At 66.8% G+C, this 16,579-nt stretch carries 14 protein-coding genes; 8 read left to right on the top strand and 6 right to left on the bottom strand.

Going from position 1 to position 16,579, the window contains the following annotated elements:
* Window positions 1-306: 306 nt before the first annotated feature.
* Complete coding sequence (hpaH, locus tag ACPYOG_RS07015) at window positions 307-1,092, bottom strand: 2-oxo-hept-4-ene-1,7-dioate hydratase (protein WP_481293526.1); 786 nt, start codon at window positions 1,090-1,092, stop codon at window positions 307-309.
* A 202-nt stretch (window positions 1,093-1,294) separates the two neighbouring features.
* On the opposite strand from hpaH, the gene ACPYOG_RS07010 reads away from it, so the two are divergent.
* Complete coding sequence (locus ACPYOG_RS07010; protein ID WP_481293525.1) at window positions 1,295-2,074, top strand: SDR family NAD(P)-dependent oxidoreductase; 780 nt, start codon at window positions 1,295-1,297, stop codon at window positions 2,072-2,074.
* 45 nt (window positions 2,075-2,119) lie between these two features.
* Here ACPYOG_RS07010 and ACPYOG_RS07005 read toward each other — a convergent pair whose 3' ends face one another.
* On the bottom strand, window positions 2,120-4,102 hold the full coding sequence (locus tag ACPYOG_RS07005) for a primary-amine oxidase (protein ID WP_481293524.1): 1,983 nt from the start codon (window positions 4,100-4,102) through the stop codon (window positions 2,120-2,122).
* 183 nt (window positions 4,103-4,285) lie between these two features.
* Between ACPYOG_RS07005 and ACPYOG_RS07000 the strand changes: the two genes are divergently transcribed.
* Window positions 4,286-5,815, top strand: coding sequence for an APC family permease (locus tag ACPYOG_RS07000; protein ID WP_481293523.1), 1,530 nt, complete (start codon window positions 4,286-4,288; stop codon window positions 5,813-5,815).
* Between the two features lie 18 nt (window positions 5,816-5,833).
* On the opposite strand, the gene ACPYOG_RS06995 is transcribed toward ACPYOG_RS07000, so the two are convergent.
* A complete protein-coding gene (locus ACPYOG_RS06995; RefSeq protein ID WP_481293522.1) occupies window positions 5,834-6,805 on the bottom strand; it encodes an AraC-like ligand-binding domain-containing protein in 972 nt (323 codons plus the stop codon).
* Window positions 6,806-6,983: 178 nt separating this feature from the next.
* Here ACPYOG_RS06995 and ACPYOG_RS06990 point away from each other — a divergent pair, with 178 nt between their 5' ends.
* On the top strand, window positions 6,984-8,393 hold the full coding sequence (locus tag ACPYOG_RS06990) for an aldehyde dehydrogenase family protein (RefSeq protein WP_481293521.1): 1,410 nt from the start codon (window positions 6,984-6,986) through the stop codon (window positions 8,391-8,393).
* Window positions 8,394-8,472: 79 nt separating this feature from the next.
* On the opposite strand, the gene ACPYOG_RS06985 is transcribed toward ACPYOG_RS06990, so the two are convergent.
* On the bottom strand, window positions 8,473-9,063 hold the full coding sequence (locus ACPYOG_RS06985) for a TetR/AcrR family transcriptional regulator (protein WP_481293520.1): 591 nt from the start codon (window positions 9,061-9,063) through the stop codon (window positions 8,473-8,475).
* 137 nt (window positions 9,064-9,200) lie between these two features.
* Between ACPYOG_RS06985 and ACPYOG_RS06980 the strand changes: the two genes are divergently transcribed.
* The 5 genes from ACPYOG_RS06980 to ACPYOG_RS06960 are packed head-to-tail and all read left to right on the top strand — an operon-like array spanning window position 9,201 to window position 13,605.
* Window positions 9,201-9,461, top strand: coding sequence for a hypothetical protein (locus tag ACPYOG_RS06980; protein ID WP_481293519.1), 261 nt, complete (start codon window positions 9,201-9,203; stop codon window positions 9,459-9,461).
* A complete protein-coding gene (locus ACPYOG_RS06975; RefSeq protein ID WP_481293518.1) occupies window positions 9,413-10,699 on the top strand; it encodes an APC family permease in 1,287 nt (428 codons plus the stop codon). The genes ACPYOG_RS06980 and ACPYOG_RS06975 overlap by 49 nt, the downstream gene beginning before the upstream one ends.
* Window positions 10,696-11,733 (top strand): phosphotransferase enzyme family protein, encoded by a 1,038-nt coding sequence (locus tag ACPYOG_RS06970; protein WP_481293517.1) that lies wholly within the window; start codon window positions 10,696-10,698, stop codon window positions 11,731-11,733. Before ACPYOG_RS06975 ends, ACPYOG_RS06970 begins: the two co-directional genes overlap by 4 nt.
* A 50-nt stretch (window positions 11,734-11,783) precedes the next feature.
* Complete coding sequence (locus ACPYOG_RS06965) at window positions 11,784-13,088, top strand: aspartate aminotransferase family protein (protein WP_481293516.1); 1,305 nt, start codon at window positions 11,784-11,786, stop codon at window positions 13,086-13,088.
* 46 nt (window positions 13,089-13,134) lie between these two features.
* Window positions 13,135-13,605 (top strand): DoxX family protein, encoded by a 471-nt coding sequence (locus tag ACPYOG_RS06960; RefSeq protein ID WP_481293515.1) that lies wholly within the window; start codon window positions 13,135-13,137, stop codon window positions 13,603-13,605.
* Between the two features lie 68 nt (window positions 13,606-13,673).
* On the opposite strand, the gene ACPYOG_RS06955 is transcribed toward ACPYOG_RS06960, so the two are convergent.
* Together ACPYOG_RS06955 and ACPYOG_RS06950 are read right to left on the bottom strand one after the other, a co-directional pair.
* Window positions 13,674-15,098 carry an aldehyde dehydrogenase family protein gene (locus ACPYOG_RS06955; RefSeq protein ID WP_481293514.1) on the bottom strand — a complete coding sequence of 475 codons (1,425 nt, stop codon included), beginning with the start codon at window positions 15,096-15,098 and terminating at the stop codon, window positions 13,674-13,676.
* A 10-nt stretch (window positions 15,099-15,108) separates the two neighbouring features.
* Window positions 15,109-16,566, bottom strand: a complete 1,458-nt coding sequence (locus ACPYOG_RS06950) for an APC family permease (protein WP_481293513.1) — start codon at window positions 16,564-16,566, stop codon at window positions 15,109-15,111.
* Window positions 16,567-16,579 lie beyond the last annotated feature (13 nt).

The following is a 16,579-nucleotide window of genomic DNA, read 5'->3' as shown; positions in this document are numbered from 1 at the left end:
CATCGATGAAGTGCTGGATCCTCCCAGGCAGATTCTCCGGGATGTGATGAGTGGATACGGTGTGCTGCGCCATGCGCGGCCTCCTTGGCTAGGAATTCAGAGAGAGTGGGGCTGAGGGCGGACGCGCGCGTCCTGGTACGCAGGGAGGGCATCCAGGCTGATGACACTCACGCGTTGTCGCTCCTCGTCGTGGCGGATGGACTGAGCATATTCGAGATTGTATACGATTTGAGGATTCATGCAAAGAGTCCGCGCGACCTCACTACGCGGCTGGGCGAGGACCGGCTCCAACCCCAAGGGCAGGGTTCAGGCGAATCGGCATGTCACTGCTCCCAGGGTTCCGTAGTCGGCGTGGATGGTGTCGCCGCGCTCCACCCAGAGCGGCCGGGTGAACGAGCCGGCGAGGACGATATCCCCCGCCTCCAGCCGCGTGCCGTGCTGGGTGAGCTTGTTCGCGAGCCAGGCGACTCCAGCGGCGGGATGGTCGAGCACCGCGGCGGCGACGCCGGACTCCTCGATGGTCTCGTTGCGGTAGAGCAGCGCACCGACCCAGCGCAGGTCGACCGCATCCACCGGCACCGGCCGGCCGCCGACGACCATCCCGCCCATCGCCGCGTTGTCGGAGATCGTGTCGACGATCGTGCGGCCCTGCAGTTCGATGCGCGAGGAGAGGATCTCGAGCGCCGGGACGACGTACTTCGTCGCGTCGAGCACATCGAACAGCGTCACGTCCGGGCCTTCGAGCGCAGACGCGAGCACGAAGGCCAGCTCGACCTCGATGCGCACGTTCGAATACTGGTCGAACGGGATGACGGAACCCGTCTCGTGGACCATGTCCGCGAAGATCGCCCCGTAGTCCGGCTCGGAGATCCCCGTCGCCTGCTGCATCACCTTGGAGGTCAGGCCGATCTTGCGGCCCACCAGCCGGCGCCCCGCCGCAAGCCCGCGGTCCACCCACACGCGCTGCACGGCGTAGGAGTCCTCCACCGTCATCCCGGGGTGGCGAGCGGTCAGCAGCGGAACGGTCGCGCGGTCACGCTCGGCATCCGCGAGTTCGTTCGCGATCGCCTGGATGGTGTCGGTGTTCAACACAGCAGTCTCCTCAGGTCGATCGGCACGATCCTGCCAGCGTAGGTTTTCGACATCCCCCGCGGATTGCCGGAGAGCGAACGACGGTGGTGCAACGGCGCACGGTTCGACCTGAGCGGTTACGCGACGCGCACCTGGTGCAGGATTCTCGGACGGCGAGAAGCAAGCGACCGATTTCGCGGCGGTCTCGAACATGAGGAGAAATGTGCACAGACAAGTCGTCGTCGTGTCGGGTGGTGGCACCGGAATCGGTGCCGCCACAGCGCACAGATTCGCACAGGACGGAGCCGACGTCGTGCTGCTGGGACGACGCCGCGAACCGCTGGAGGCTGTCGCAGCCGGGATCGGAGCCTGGGCGAGCCCGTGCGACACGAGCGATCGTGCGCAGGTGGATCAGGCGGTGAGCCGCGTGGTCGAGCGCTATGGGCGTCTGGATGCGGTCATCGCGAATGCCGGCGGCCACGGCGTCGGCGCAGTCGCAGAGACCGATGACAGCCAGTGGGAGCTGTCGTTCCGGACGAACGTCTCCACCGCGTTCATGCTCGCCCGCGCTGCGCTGCCCGAGCTCGTGGAATCCCGCGGCAATATCGTCGTCGTGTCCTCCCTTGCCGGGCTGTTCGCCGGCCCGGGGGTCGCCGGATACACCGTCGGCAAGCACGCCCTGCTGGGGCTCACCCGCAGCCTTGCCCGCGACTACGGCCGGAAGGGGGTCCGGGTCAACGCCGTCTGTCCCGGCTGGGTTCGCACACCGATGGCGGACGAGGAGATGGACGTGTTCGCATCGGAGACGGGACTTCCCGGCCGGGAGGAAGGCTACGCCGTCGTGACGCGCGACGTTCCGCTGGGGCGTGCCGCAGCGCCGGGCGAGATCGCGTCCGTGATCCGCTTCCTCGCGTCCCCTGACGCAAGCTACATCACCGGCTCCACTCTCGTGGTCGACGGTGGCGCCCACATCGTCGATCTGCCCACCGTCTCGATGTCCTGAGCGCGCGATGTCCTCAGCCCTCGGCACGCTTCGCTGCGAGCGGGCCTAGTGCTGGCAGGTGCAGGCGTCTCCCCCAGCACAGTAGGAGGACGCGGCCGCGCCGTCGGGCAGGTCGAGCGCCGGGTTGCGGTCGAGGAACCCGTACGGCTTCAACGCGAAGCCCGAGTAGTCCACCGGCATGACCGGCCAGTCCTCCGGCCGCGGGATGTGTGTCGGGCCGAAGACGTGCCAGAGCACGATGTCCTCGTCGGCGAGCGACCGGTCGGCCGCGGTCCACGCCGGCAGGCCCGCACCTCCCGCGTGCGCGTTCGGGTAGTCCCCCGCCGGGAACCGCTCGGCCGGGTCGAACCGCGTCGCCCACAGGTGCTTGGTCGCGAAGGTGGCGCGCCCGAAGACCGTGGAGTCCGGTTGCGCCATCAGGGTCGCGCCAGGCTGCGGGACCAGGTGGAACGCGGTCGGCTTCCCCACCGCGTTCCGGCGGGTCGAGCTCGTGACCTCCCACACCCGTGCAGTGGCCGGGTTCGCGAGCCTGGCGGCCTCCGACTCGCGCGCGATCGGGGTCGTCGTCCAGGTGAAGGCGTTCCCGTACGGGTTGTCCGGGCCGGTCGGGATGCCGACCACGTCCACCTCGGCGAGCGAGTTCCGGTCGCCGTCGATCGCGACGTCGAGCCGTGCGCAGAACAGGTGCTGGTGCACCGGGGCGAACAGGCCGCGGGCGATCTCGGTGGCGTGCGGATCGCTGCTGCCGGGGATGCCGGCGCCGGCGAAGACGATGCCGGTCGCCTTGGCCTCCACCTGGATCGTGCCGTCGAGGTAGAAATACCAGAAGAAGCCGTAGTCGTAGTTGCCGATCGTCGAGAAGTACGAGACGACCAGACGGCGGGAGCGTCGCACCTCCGCTTTTCCGCCGAGATCGGTGTGCTTCCAGAGGATGCCGTAGTCCTCCTCGTGCATGCACACGACCTGCGGGATGGTGACCGGGTTGCCGTGGTCGTCGGCGACGATCCCGTCGAAGTAGTGGATGACACCGAGGCAGTCGCAGCCGAGCGCGAGGGTGTTCGCGTTCTTGCCCAGCAGGTACTCGCCCGCGTCGAAGTAGCTGATCCAGAACCGGGTCGGCGTCGTGTCGCCATAGGGCACGACCATCTCGGGCACCGAGCCGCGGTACAGCACCGACCGGTCCTCATCGCCGTCGCGGAACGTGACCTGGTTGAGCACAAGGCCCTCCCGCGCGTTGAAGCCGACCCGGAACCTCCAGTTCTCCCACTCGACCGCCTGCCCCTCGACGTGGAAGCTCGGACCCTCCGGCTGGGTGATCTCGATCGGCTTGAGGGAGGTGCGGGCCGGGCCGACCGTCGCGGCGTCGTAGTTGCCGTCGAGCTCGGGCACGGGGGTGTCGCCCTCGTCCTCGACCCGGATCACCTCGCCGCGGGTCAGGTCTATGTGCACGATGAGCCCCTCGACCGGGTGCGACCACGGCGAGTCGTCCTCGGTCGTGCGGAGGAAGGTCAGGCTGCGGATCGCGCGGCGGCCGACCTCATCCGCGCGGTTGAAGTGGCCGGGTGCGAGCGGCGCGCAGAACGCCAGCTCGATCCGGTCCTCGAGTCCGCGCCGCCGCATCGCCGCCCGCCACCCCGGCGACGCCTTCGCGATCTCCTCCGCGCGGCCGTACTCCTCGAACAGGTACTGCGGTTGCCCGTACGGCGCCTCCGCCGTGCCCAGCTCGCGGTAGCCGACCAGCTCGTTCGTGGTCACCGATACGATCGCCTCGCCGGACACCCCGGTCGCGGTGTCCAGGATCACGAACAGGATGCGGCGCTCGATGACATCGCCCGGCCGGAAGGCGGCGACCGCCTCTTTCGCCGGTTCGACCGGGAGCACGTTCGGGAACCGGGTCGACTCCGTCACAAGACCGGACGCCTCCAGCACGCGACGCCCCGCGGCGATCTCGCTCGCAGTGAGAGAATCGAGCGGATGGGCGACGGCTTCGGGTGCCATCGTCCTGGTGGTGTGGTCGTGAGCGGACATAGAGATCCTCGCTTCGGGTCGTCGACTCAGTATCGACCTTCCCTTCAGGCGATCCGCCTGTCGCACCTGAACGTTCCGATTCAGACAATCTCTGTGCGTGCGGAGCCAAGCCGCAGGGCTCGTGTTGGCTGTTGGATCGAGTCCGATCGTGAACCATTTCGCGCAACCACCGAGGAGCACCCGATGACCTCTACAGAATTCGCCGACGATGTCGTCGGCGGCCGGACCACCGCCCACCGAAGGCTCGGTGTCCCCGCCGTCACGTTCATGATCGTCGCCGCATCCGCACCACTCACGGTGCTCGCCGGCGGCGTCACGACCACCTTCGCCGTCACCGGCGTCCTGGGTGTCCCCCTCTCGTTCCTCATCCTGGGCGTGACACTGGCGATCTTCGCGGTGGGCTATGCCGCCATGAGCCGCTTCATCACCAACGCCGGGGCGTTCTATTCGTACGTCGCCCGCGGCCTGGGCAGACCCACCGGCGTGGGAGTCTCGATCGTCGCACTGATCTCGTACAACACGATGCAGATCGGCGTGTACGGACTGTTCGGCTTCCAAGTGTCGGCGTTGCTCAACACCAAGTTCGGCTGGGACGTACCGTGGTGGATCCCGGTGCTCGTGTGCATCGCGATCGTGGCCCTGCTCGGGGTCAATCGGGTCGACCTGTCGGCCAAGGTGCTCGGCGTCCTCGTCGCCTTCGAGTTCGTCGTGGTCATCGTGTACGACATCGCTACGTTCGCGGTATCGCCGGACGGCGTGAGCGCGGCCGCGCTCACGCCGTCGGCCCTGTTCGTCCCGGGAGTCGGAGCCGTCTTCGCCTTCGGGATCGCGGCATTCATGGGCTTCGAGTCGGCAGCGATCTACGGCGAGGAGTCGAAGGACCCCAAGCGCACCATCGCGCGAGCGACGTACACCGCCGTCGGTGTCATCGCGCTCTTCTACGCCCTCTCGTCGTGGGCGATGGTCGTCGGCTCGGGCGGGAGCAGGGTCATCGCCGATTCGCGGACGCAAGGCCCCGACCTGATGTTCTCGTTCCTGGCGACCCACGTCGGAGTGATCATGAGCGACATCGCACAGCTGCTGTTCGTGACGAGCCTGTTCGCCTCCCTCGTCAGCTTTCACAACGCGGTCGCGCGCTACTTCTTCTCGCTGGGGCGGGAGGGCGTCATGCCGTCCTGGCTCGCCCGGATCCGGCACCACAGCGGGGCGCCCTGGGCGGGCTCGGTGACGCAGACCGCTCTCGCCGCGATCGTGATCGTCGCGTTCGCGATCGCCGGCGCCGGGTGGACACCGCCGAAGGGTGCCCCTGCTGCGCTCTTCCCCGTGCTCACCCTGTTCTCCTGGCTGACCAACACCGGGGCCATGGGGCTGACTCTCCTCATGGCGATCGTCTCGTTCGCCGTGATCGGGTTCTTCCGCCGGAACCACCACGCCGTCGGCTCCTGGCAGCACACCGTCGCCCCCGTGATCGCGGGCGTCGGGCTCCTCGTGGTCTTCGTCTTGATCCTGGTCTACTTCAACACGTTGCTGACCAGCGACCCGACTGCGCCACCGAGCGCGACGACCTTCATCCTCCCCGCCGTCGTGATCATCCCTGGCATCCTCGGGGTCGTCTGGGGAGTCGTCCTCAAACGGTCGAACCCCCGCGTGTACGCGCAGATCGGGCACGGTCCCGAAGAGTCGGGCGCACCGGAACTCCGTGCCGACGAGTGACTCAGGACGGTGCGGAGGTCACAGCCAGGCGGCAGTCCGCAGGTCCGATGGAGACTCGCCGTACGTCGCCTTGAAGACCCGGCTGAAGTGCGCCGCGTCGGTGAACCCCCACTTCGACGCGATCGCAGCAACGGACCGGGTCGCGTTGAGGGGGTCCACCAGGTCCCGGCGAGAACGCTCCAGCCGGCGAGAGCGGATCCAGGACGACACGGTCGTCCCGTGCTCCTGGAAAAGCCCTTGAAGGTGCCGGGTCGAGATGAAATGGACGGCGGCGATCTCGGTGGGCCCGAGGTCGGCGGACCCGAGATTGGATTCGATGTAGGCGTGAATCCGGCGCATCAGAGCGCGATGCGTGTCCGTGGGGTCGGTCGTAAGGTCGAGTTCCTGAGCGAACAGCGTCGACACGAGGTCGAGCGCGCTGTGCACGAGCCGTCCGCCGGCCGCCCCGGAGAGCTCCTCGAGATTGCCGACGATCTGCCCGAGGAACGGCACGATCATGCCGGAGATGCCGGACCCGCCATCGAACCTGACCGCCGTCAGCTGCGACACCAAATCCGCCGGCAGCCCCAGCAGTTGCTTCGGGAACATCACGACCATCGTCCGGAAATCGTCCTCGAAGACGAGCGAGTACGGCTGATGCGTGTCGTAGACAGCCAAATCGCCCGGACGCAGGAGGGCTTCGCGCCCGTCCTGGATCAGCAGGCCCGTGCCGGACAACAGCATGCTCAGCTTGAAGTAGGGCCGATCCGCTCGGGCGATCAGCTCCGGAGTCCGCTCGACGACATGCCGTGTCGCACTCACTTCGCACACGTGGATCTCATCGGCCTGCGCCGCGCGGATGCGACCCCAGAACGGTTCCGGCCGGTCGCTCGTCACCTGCAGCGGCACGAACGACTTCGACACATTGTTTCGGAACGCGTTGAAATCGTGAGTGGCGTCGGTGGTGACGCCGTGAGCGCCACGAGTCCGCTGACTGGGGGTAAGCACCATCGACCTCACTGGAACCGGGGACAGCTTTGTATACGATCCGTGAACGGATGGTAGCACCCTGCACTCCGCATTGTCGCTATGCACCTCTAGACATCGGCAGTGCGCGCCTGGTCAACGCCGTCCGGTGACTCCGGAGGGAAGCTGAGTCGGAGGAACCATTCCGATGAAGGAGTCCGAGATGACCGATGTCCGCGACCTACTCGCTCGCGTCAGCGCACCAGAAGGATCGGGCCGCCCGATCCACGATGCTGCCACCGGGGAGGTGATCGGCAACGCTCCCGAGGCCGGCGTCGACGTGCTCGACGATGCGGTCGCCCGCGCCCGTGCAGCCCAACCGGCATGGGAGGCGCTCGGAAACGACCGCCGGATCGAGCACTTGCTTGCCGCGGCGGACGCGGTCGACGCCCATGCGGAGGAACTCGCCCGGCTTCTGTCACGCGAGCAGGGCAAGCCGCTGAACGGTCCGAACGCGCGATTCGAGATCGGGGCGTGCTCGGCGTGGCTTCGCAGCACCGCCGGCGTCGCACTCGAGCCGCAGGTGCTCGTGGACGACGGCGACACGTACGCCGAACTCCACTACCGTGCAGTGGGAGTCGTCGGCGCCATCGGCCCGTGGAACTGGCCGTTGATGATCGGGATCTGGCAAATCGCCCCTGCGCTCCGGATGGGCGACACCGTTGTCGTCAAGCCCAGCGAATATACCCCGCTCAGCGTCCTCGCGCTCGTCGACGTGCTGAACGAAAAGCTGCCCGAGGACGTGCTCATCGCTGTCTCAGGGGGCCGCGAGGTCGGGGCGCGCCTGGCATCCCACCCCGACATCGACAAGGTGATGTTCACCGGCTCGACCGCGACCGGTCGCCGCATCATCGAGAGCTCCGCAGGCAACCTCGCGCGACTCACGCTCGAACTCGGCGGCAACGACGCCGGCATCGTGCTGCCCGGCACCGACGCCACGGCGATCGCCCAGGATCTGTTCTGGGGGGCATTCATCAACACGGGGCAGACCTGCGCCGCGCTCAAGCGCCTCTACGTGCACGACTCCGTGTACGACGACGTGGTCGAGGCCCTGGCCGAGGTCGCTCGCACGACTCCGATGGGAAACGGGCTCGATGAGGACAACGTCCTGGGTCCCGTGCAGAACAAGCAGCAGTTCGACATCGTGAACCGTCTGGTCGAGGACGCGAAGCGCCGAGGTGCCCGCATCGTCACCGGTGGCTCCCCGGCGCGAGAGCTCGGCGAGCTGTTCTACCCGATCACCCTCGTCGCCGATATCGAGGACGGCGCCCCGCTCGTCGACGAAGAGCAGTTCGGTCCGGCGTTGCCGATCATCCGATACACCGATGTCGAGGACGCGATCCAGAAGGCGAACCGGCTCGACGCGGGCCTCGGCGGTTCGGTGTGGGCGAACAGCCGCGACGAGGCACGGGCGGTGGCTTCCCGAGTCCAGGCCGGGACCGTCTGGATCAACTCGCACGGTGGTCTGCACCCGCTCGTCCCGTTCGGCGGCGTGAAGGGCTCCGGCTACGGCCTCGAATTCGGCGTCGAGGGTCTGAAGGCCGTCGCAGTCCCTCAGGTCATCAACGGCTGAGGCCTTCCCCGGGCGTCAGCGACACCTGGTCGGGCGCGAGGAATCCTGTCCGACCAGGCAGTCTTCGCGGCACCGCCGGTCAGTCAGGGCGAATCCCTTCGACGAGGCGCCGGAACGCAGCAAGGCTCGAACGACCCCGTTCACGGGACTCGGTGGCTCGAACGCCCACGACTCGGACCATTCCGGCGAGCAGATACGCGGCTTCCTCCGAATCGATGTCCACGAGCTCGCCGGCGCGCTTCGCCTCGGCCAAGGCCAGCACGAAGTCGTCATGAGAGCGCCTCGATCCAGCGCCCTGCACGCGCACGATCGCGCCGAACTGTGCGGCCGCCACGTTGTAGAACCGGCCCACTGGTCCCCGGTCGGCCAGTTCGAGCATCGCCAGGCCGTGCGCGAGGATCCGCTCCTCCCACGATCCGCTCGGGTAGGTGCGCACGAGCTCGATGAAGTCGTGCGCCGCGCGCACATACGCCGATTCCACGAGCTCATCGACGCCGCCCGGAAAATGTGCGTAGATCGTCGCCCGCGAAACGCCGGCCCTCGTCGAGATCAGCTCGATGAGCGGTCCATCCACCTGGTCGGAAGCGACGACCTCCACGACCGCGTCCAGGATGTCGGAGCGAGTTCGTTCTCGCTGTCGCTCCCTCAGCGTCATCACCGGATCAGCCATTGCCACCACCCTATGCGTGCGCTCCGAGTTCAGGCTTCTTCGCAGATTATTAAATCCTTGTTACGTTACTTGAACTTCGAGATCATTTCCCATACTCTCAGTTCAGTTTAGTCCGCACATCGACGTGAGGAGCTCACATGACCAGCACCGAAGCCGGAACCTCCCGGCTGGCACACAATTCACTCGGCGTACCCGGCGTCGTCTTCCTCGTCCTCGCCGCCGTAGCCCCCCCGACCGGAATCGTCGTCGTCGCCGCGATCGGCATCGCACTCGGCAACGGCGCCGGAATGGTCGGCGCGTTCGTGCTGGTGACGATCGCGCTGCTGCTCTTCGCCATGGCTACGCCCGGATGTCCAAGGAAGTCGTCAGCGCCGGCGGCTTCTACGCGTACACGGTGAAGGGCCTCGGCAGGCCGACCGGCGTCGCCGCGGGCTACGTCGCGCTGCTCGGTTACAACTTCTTCGTCGCGGGCGCCGTCGGCACCAGCGGCTTCTTCATGCAGACCATCATCGCCACCCTGACCGGCTGGAATGTTCCGTGGCTCGTCTGGGGGATCGTCTCCGTCGTGGCGGCCTTCCTCCTGAGCCGGCGGGGCATCGACTTCAGCTCCAAGGTGCTCGGCGTATCCCTCGTCCTCGAGGTTTCGATCCTGCTGGTCTTCGACTTCTCCGTCCTGTCCACCACGGGATTCAGCTTCGGAGTCTTCGCTCCGTCCGTCGTGTTCTCCGGCGCCGTCGGCGTCGCCCTCCTCTTCGCGGCGAACGCGTTCGTCGGATTCGAAGCGACAGGCCTGTTCAGCGAGGAGGCCAAGAACCCCCTCCGCACCATTCCGCGAGCCACCTACACCGCGATCATCTTCATCGGCGTGTTCGCCGCGTTCACCACGTGGGCCATCGTGAGCGCAACGGGCGTCGCTCAGGCCCAGGCCGTCGCGCAGAAGCACCTGGCGACCGGGGACCTGGTGTTCTCGCTGTCTGAGAAGTATCTCGGCCCTGTGCTGACCGACCTGATGATGGTCCTGCTTCTCGTGAGCCTCTTCGCCGCCCTGATGGCACTGCACAACTCCGCTACGCGCTACCTGTTCTCGCTCGGCCGCGCCGGAATCCTCCCCCGCCGTCTCAGCCGCACCCGGAAGAACGGCTTCCCCCAGTTCGCCTCGCTCGTGCAGTTCGCCTTCGCGACGCTTGTGGCTGCCATCTTCGCTTTCGCCGGTCTCGACCCGATCGCCTCGCTCGTCCCGAGCATGACCGGCATCGGTACCCTGGCCATCCTCTTCCTGCAGCTCCTCGCGGCGATCGCGATCGTCGCCTACTTCCGCCGTCGACGCGACCAGGCAGTGCTCTCGAGCTTCATCGCTCCAACACTGGGCGCGATCGGACTCGCAGCTATCGTCATACTGGCGATCGTCAACTTTCCGGCGCTCGCGGGATCCGATGCGCCGGTGATCGCCCTGCTCCCCGTGCTCCTGCCCGCCGCCCTCATCGCGGGATTCATCGCCGCGGCGGTGATCAAGCGGCGCGACCCCGAGAAGTACGCGAGGCTCGCGGACGACATCGAACGGACCACCATCGAATCGGAGGCGGAGTCCGAGGTGGAGGCTCCCCGGTCCCCCGAACCGCAGAAAGAGCTGCCATGACGTCCAGTCCCACCGCCATCGAGCCCGCCGCCGAGACGGCTCGCCGATCGCTGCACCTGTTCGGCATCGACGACCAGGCCCGGATCGAGTTCGTCAACCGCCGGGAGAACATCGTCTTCCGCGTCACCGCCGGCGAGAACGACTGGGCGTTGAAGGTCCACCGGCCTGGATATCACACGGACAGTGAGATCCAGTCCGAGTCAGCGCTCCTGGAGACGCTCACCGGCGCGGGAGTCTCCGTCCCGACTCCCGTACGACGGGCGGACGGCAGCCACGTGGCGCGCGTGGTCGACGCCGACGGGACCAGCACCCAAGTGACGATCCAGCGGTGGCTCGCCTCCGCGGTTCCGCTGGGGTCCTCGCCGCTGACCTTCACGGGACATGCGCGGCCGACCGACGCGCAGCTGGTGCAGTACGGGCGGACCATCGCGCTCCTGCACCGCTGCTGGGAACGGACCGGCACGCCCCCGGGATACGACCGCCTCGCCTGGGACGCCGCCGGGCTGAGCGGCCCGAATGCACTGTGGGGCCGCGCCAGCCGTCTCGACGGTCTGACCCGGGAGCAGCGCGAGACGTTCGAGCAGGCCGAGGAGCAGCTGGCGCAGGACCTCGCCGGCCTCCCGCGGACGCCGAGCACCTACGGGCCGATCCACGGAGATCTGACGCTCGAGAACATCCTGGAGTCCGAGCGCGGTCTCTCCGTGATCGACTTCGACGACTGCGGAGAGGGCTGGTACCTGTTCGACCTGGCGACGGCCTGCTTCTTCCTCACCGGTCACGGCGAGTCGGATGAGATGGTGGGCGCGGTGCTGCGCGGGTACCGGAGCGAACGCTCCCTGAGCGTGGCCGACAGACAGGCGTGGCACCCCCTCCTTCTCGCCCGCGCCCTTTCGTATCTGGCCTGGTCGGTCGACAGGCCGGAGGTCGAAGCGACGCAGTTCCACCTGGACAGTGTCCTTCCTCACGCGTTCCGCGCCAGCCTGCTCTACCTTTCGACGGGCCGCACCGGCTGGACCGACCTCCCCACGAACTGACCGGCCTGCGTCATCGGAACGACATACTCAACGCGAAATGGAAGCAACACATGACTGATCTACTCACCCGCCGATTCGCAACGCTCGGACCCTACAGTCCGCTGTTCTACGACAGCCCCATCGAGTTCGTCGCTGCGAGCGGCGTCTGGCTGACAGACGCGAACGGCATCCGCTACCTCGACGGCTACAACAACGTCCCCCACGTGGGTCACGCTCATCCTCGCGTCGTCCGGGCCATCGCCGAGCAGGCAGCCACTCTCAACATCCACACCCGCTACCTCAACGACCGGGTCGTGGATTACGCGGAGCGCCTGCTCAGCACCTTCGACGCGAAGATCGACCGCGTCATCTTCACCAACAGCGGGTCCGAGTCCAACGATCTCGCGTTCCGGATCGCGACCCAGCACTCCCGATCCAGCGGAATCATCGTCTCGGACTTCAGCTATCACGGCCACACCCAGGCGCTCGCTCGCGTCACCACCGGCCTCACCGCACACGAAGGCCTCGGCGATCACGTGCGCACGATTCGCGTTCCCGATCTGGACGGTGCGGACGCGGGCGTGCCGGAGGCCGTGGTCCTCGAACGAGCCCTTCGGGAGCTCGCCGAGGCGATCGCGTCCCTCCAGGAGACCGGCCATGGGGTGGCCGCGATCCTCTTCGACTCCCTCTTCTCGACGGAGGGGCTCAACCGCATCCCGGACGGCTATGTCCGTCAGGTCGCAGCTCTGGTCGGTGCAGCCGGCGGGCTGGTCATCGCGGATGAGGTCCAGTCGGGATTCGGACGCACCGCCCGGAGTTTCTGGGGCCACCAGAACCACGGCATCGTTCCCGACCTGGTGACGATGGGCAAGCCGATGGGCAACGGACATCCGGTGGGCGGTGTCGCGCTTTCCGCCGCGCTGATGGACGAGTTCGGTCCTCGGAACATGTACTTCAACACCTTCGGAGGCAATCCGGTCTCGGCGGCCGCGGGGCACGCTGTCCTGGACGTCCTCGCCGACGAGGAGCTGATTCAGCGAGCGCAGGTCAACGGCGCGAAGATCAGGGCCGCCCTCCACGAGCTGGGACGGGAGCATCCCTGGATCGGCGTTCCGAAGGGCGATGGTCTCTTCTTCGGCGTGGAGGTCTTCGATCGCCCCGTCCTGGACGACGAGGCGTCGCCGGATCCTCGCAGGGCGAAGGCGGTCGTGGAGGCGATGCGGGAACGCCAGGTGCTCATCAGCCGCATCGGACGATCGGATGCCGTGCTGAAGATGCGTCCACCGCTTGCGATCGACGCGGCGCAGCTCGATGTCCTCCTCGACAGATTCTCGGACGCGTTGAAAGCCGTCGGATCAGTGGCGCTCGCGCGCTGAGACGTTCCATATAAGACAATACGTTTCACCTAAGAAAGGACGCGTCATGCGTATGCCGCTCACCCCCACCACCCGGCTCGACATCGCGTTGCTCACGTTGCGGCTCGGCCTGCTGGTCGACTTCTTCGTCCACGGTTCGCAGAAGCTCTTCGGCGCATTCGGCGGCGGAGGGGTCGCCGGGACCGGGGCCTTCCTCGCGTCGATCGGCGCGAACCCGGGACCGCTCTGGGCGGTTGTCGTCGGGTTGGTCGAGTTCGGCGGTGCAATCTGTGTCGGCGTCGGTCTTCTGACCCGTTTCGCTGCAGCCGCCGTCGCTCTCGACATGTTCACTGCGATCGCGCTCTACAACTGGCCTCACGGATTCTTCGCCGAGACAGCAACGGGTGGATGGGAGATCAACATGCTCATCATCGCGATGTGCGTTGCTCTCGTGCTTGCCGGCCCGGGCGCGTACTCCCTCGATCGCGTCGTCGTTCGCGTCCGGCAGAACCAAAGGGCCGCCAGCCTCGCAAGCTGACGACTCGGCCACGGCGTCAGGAGGCGGCGGTCCTCGAGCGTGTCGCACGCCGCCTCCCAATGGGATGGCTACCCGTTGATGACGCGGGGAACCGCTACGGCCTTCAGACCCTCCACACCGAACTCGAGACCGTAGCCGGAACCCTTGACGCCGCCAAACGGAATGAAAGGGTTGACGCCGCCGTGCGAGTTGATCCACACGGTTCCCGCCTGCAGTCGCGCCGCGACCTTCCGTGCCTCGTCGCGATCGCTCGACCAGACCGAGCCACCAAGGCCCACTTCCAGTCCGTTGGCGCTGGCGATGGCATCCTCGACGTCCGAGTAGCGGATGATCGGAAGTGCCGGCCCGAACTGCTCTTCGTCCACCAGCGCGACGCCGTCGCTGACATCGGCGACCAGGGTGATCGGGTAGAACAAGTCGCCGAGTTCCGTCGCGGGCCGGCCTCCGGTGACGATGCGTCCGCCGTTGGCCTTCGCATCGTTCACGAGGCGCTTGACGATCTCGAACTGTTCCTTGTTCTGAAGAGGCCCGAGGACATTCTGCTCGTCCAGGCCGTTACCCATCGGCATCTGCGCGGCAACCGCCGCGAGTGCCTCGACGACCTCTTCATAGATGGAGTCGTGAACGTACAGGCGCTTCAGGGCGGCACAGGTCTGCCCCGTGTTGATGAATGCACCCCAGAACAGGTCTTGCGCGATCGCCTGCGGGTCGGTTCCCGGCAGGACGATGCCCGCGTCGTTGCCGCCGAGCTCCAGCGTGAGCCGCGCGAGGTTGCCAGCCGAGCTCTCGATGATCTTGCGTCCGGTGTCAGTGGACCCCGTGAACATGACCTTGTCGACATCCGGATGGGATGCCAGGCGCGTGCCGACCCCTCTGCCGCTCGGCACGGCGATGAGCACGTCGGGCGGGAGGACCGAGTTCAGCACCTCCACGAGCGCAAGCACGCTCAGGGTCGTGTTCTCGCTGGGCTTGATCACAACAGTGTTGCCCATCCGCAGCGCCGCCGCGAGCTGCCAGATGCCAATCATGAGCGGCCAGTTCCAGGGGCCGATCGCCCCGACCACGCCGACAGCGTGATATCGCAGCTCGGCGTAAGTCTCGCCGTCGTCGATCAGGACCTCAGGCTCGATAGTCAACGCGGCATTAGCGCGCAGCCAGGCTGAACACGCGCCGACTTCGAAGCGAGCATTGGGACCGTTCAGCGGCTTGCCCTGTTCGCGGGAGAGCAGGCGGGCGAGCTCCTCGGCATGAGCATCGACCGCATCGGCTGCGGCCACCAACGCACTCTTGCGCGCTCCGTGCCCCGACGCGTCCCACGTGGGCTGCGCCGCCAGGGCGCGGGCGATCGCCGCATCCACATCAGCCACCGACGCAACAGGTGCGCGGCCGATGAGCCCTCCGGTGGCCGGGTCATGCACGGGCCGGCCGGAACCTTCCGATGCACTGACCGTGTTGAGCAGATCCTCGTTTGTCGAGGTTGCCTTCTGAGTCATCTTGTCCTCCTTAAAACGTTGTTTCTGCGAAGTGGTGTTGCCGGTCGGTGAGGACGCCGACGATGAAGACGACCGGGACCACCAGCAGGAGAATGACCGCCAGCACCGGCTCCCCTCCGATGAGTACTGTGAAGTTGGCGACGACCAGCCAGAGCACTCCGATCAGTGCGAGTCCCGCGATGGCCGGTGCGGTGTAGTGCTGCCAGATCCGCCCGTTGATCCGGTTGCGGATGAAGTACGCGATGACGGCGGCACTGCAGAGGATGTAGAGCGCGACGAGAGCGGCGACGGCAAGTCCGCTGAACCACGAGAACAAGGTCAGGACCGGGTCCAGGCCCAGAATCGCGAACGGCGCCACCAGCACGACGGCGATCGCAGTCTGCACGTACGCGGCCGCGGAAGGCGCCTGGTGCCGATTCGTCCGGGCTACCGACACGGGGAGGGAACCCTGGCTGCCGAGCGCGTGCAGGTAGCGGTTGATGCCGTTGTGGAAAGCGAGGATGCCTGCGAAGAGGGAAGTGATCAGCAGGATGCTAGCGGCGACGCCGGCCCACCCGCCGAGCATTCCGTCGAGGGCATTGAAGACGAAGGAGGTCGAGTCGCCCGAGGTGATGGCCTTATCGGCCTGATGCACAGCGCTCCCTGCGCCGTAATAGGAGATGAACATCCACGACACGAAGCTGAAGAAGAGGGCGATGATGGCGACGGAGAGATAGGTCGCTCGTGCGACGGTGCGCTTGGGGTCTTTGGCTTCTCCGGAGTAGATGGCGGTGGATTCGAATCCGAACATCGACGCCACAGCGAACATGAGCGCGACGCCGGGTGCACCTGCCAGAACAGCGCTGGGCGAGAAGCTGGCTGCGACGTCGAGGCTTCCACCGTGGGGGCCGCCTCCGGTGAAGAGGACACCCAGCGAGAATGCGATCAGGATGGCGAACTCGAATCCGACCAGGATCGCGAGCACGCGTGCACCGAGCTCGATGTTCAGCGAGCCCAGGACCTGCACGATGACGATCGTCAGCAGAACCGGGAGCCACCAAGGAATCGTGACGCCCAGGTTCGCAAAGAGGGCGGACACGCTTGCGCCGAAGAGGCCGTACATGGCCGCTTGCACGGTCGCGTAGGCGAGTATGGCAAGCCATGCCGAGCCTGTTCCGACGCGTTTGCCGATTCCGGCGCTGATGTACGCGTAGAACGCGCCTTTCGCTTGCACATGCCGGCTCATGGCGATGAAGCCGACGGCGAAGAGCACGATGATGATGCCGATGACGAGATACGCGCCGGGGGCGCCCGCGCCGTTGCCGAGCAGGATCGTCAGAGGGAGGGCGCCGGCGATGCCTGTCAGGGGCGCCTGCGCCGAGAGTACGAAGAAGAGAATTCCCATCACTCCGATTGCGCCTTGGCGCAAGGAGGTGGAACGGGTGGCTGACTCCTCTACGACGGGAAGAGGGGTTGCTTGGTCGGTCATTGCGATCTCCTTC

The sequence above is a fragment of the Leifsonia sp. HAY1-4F genome, from assembly GCF_056755275.1.
Note: the sequence above shows the minus strand (reverse complement) of the source record. Positions and strands in the feature narration are given on the sequence as shown.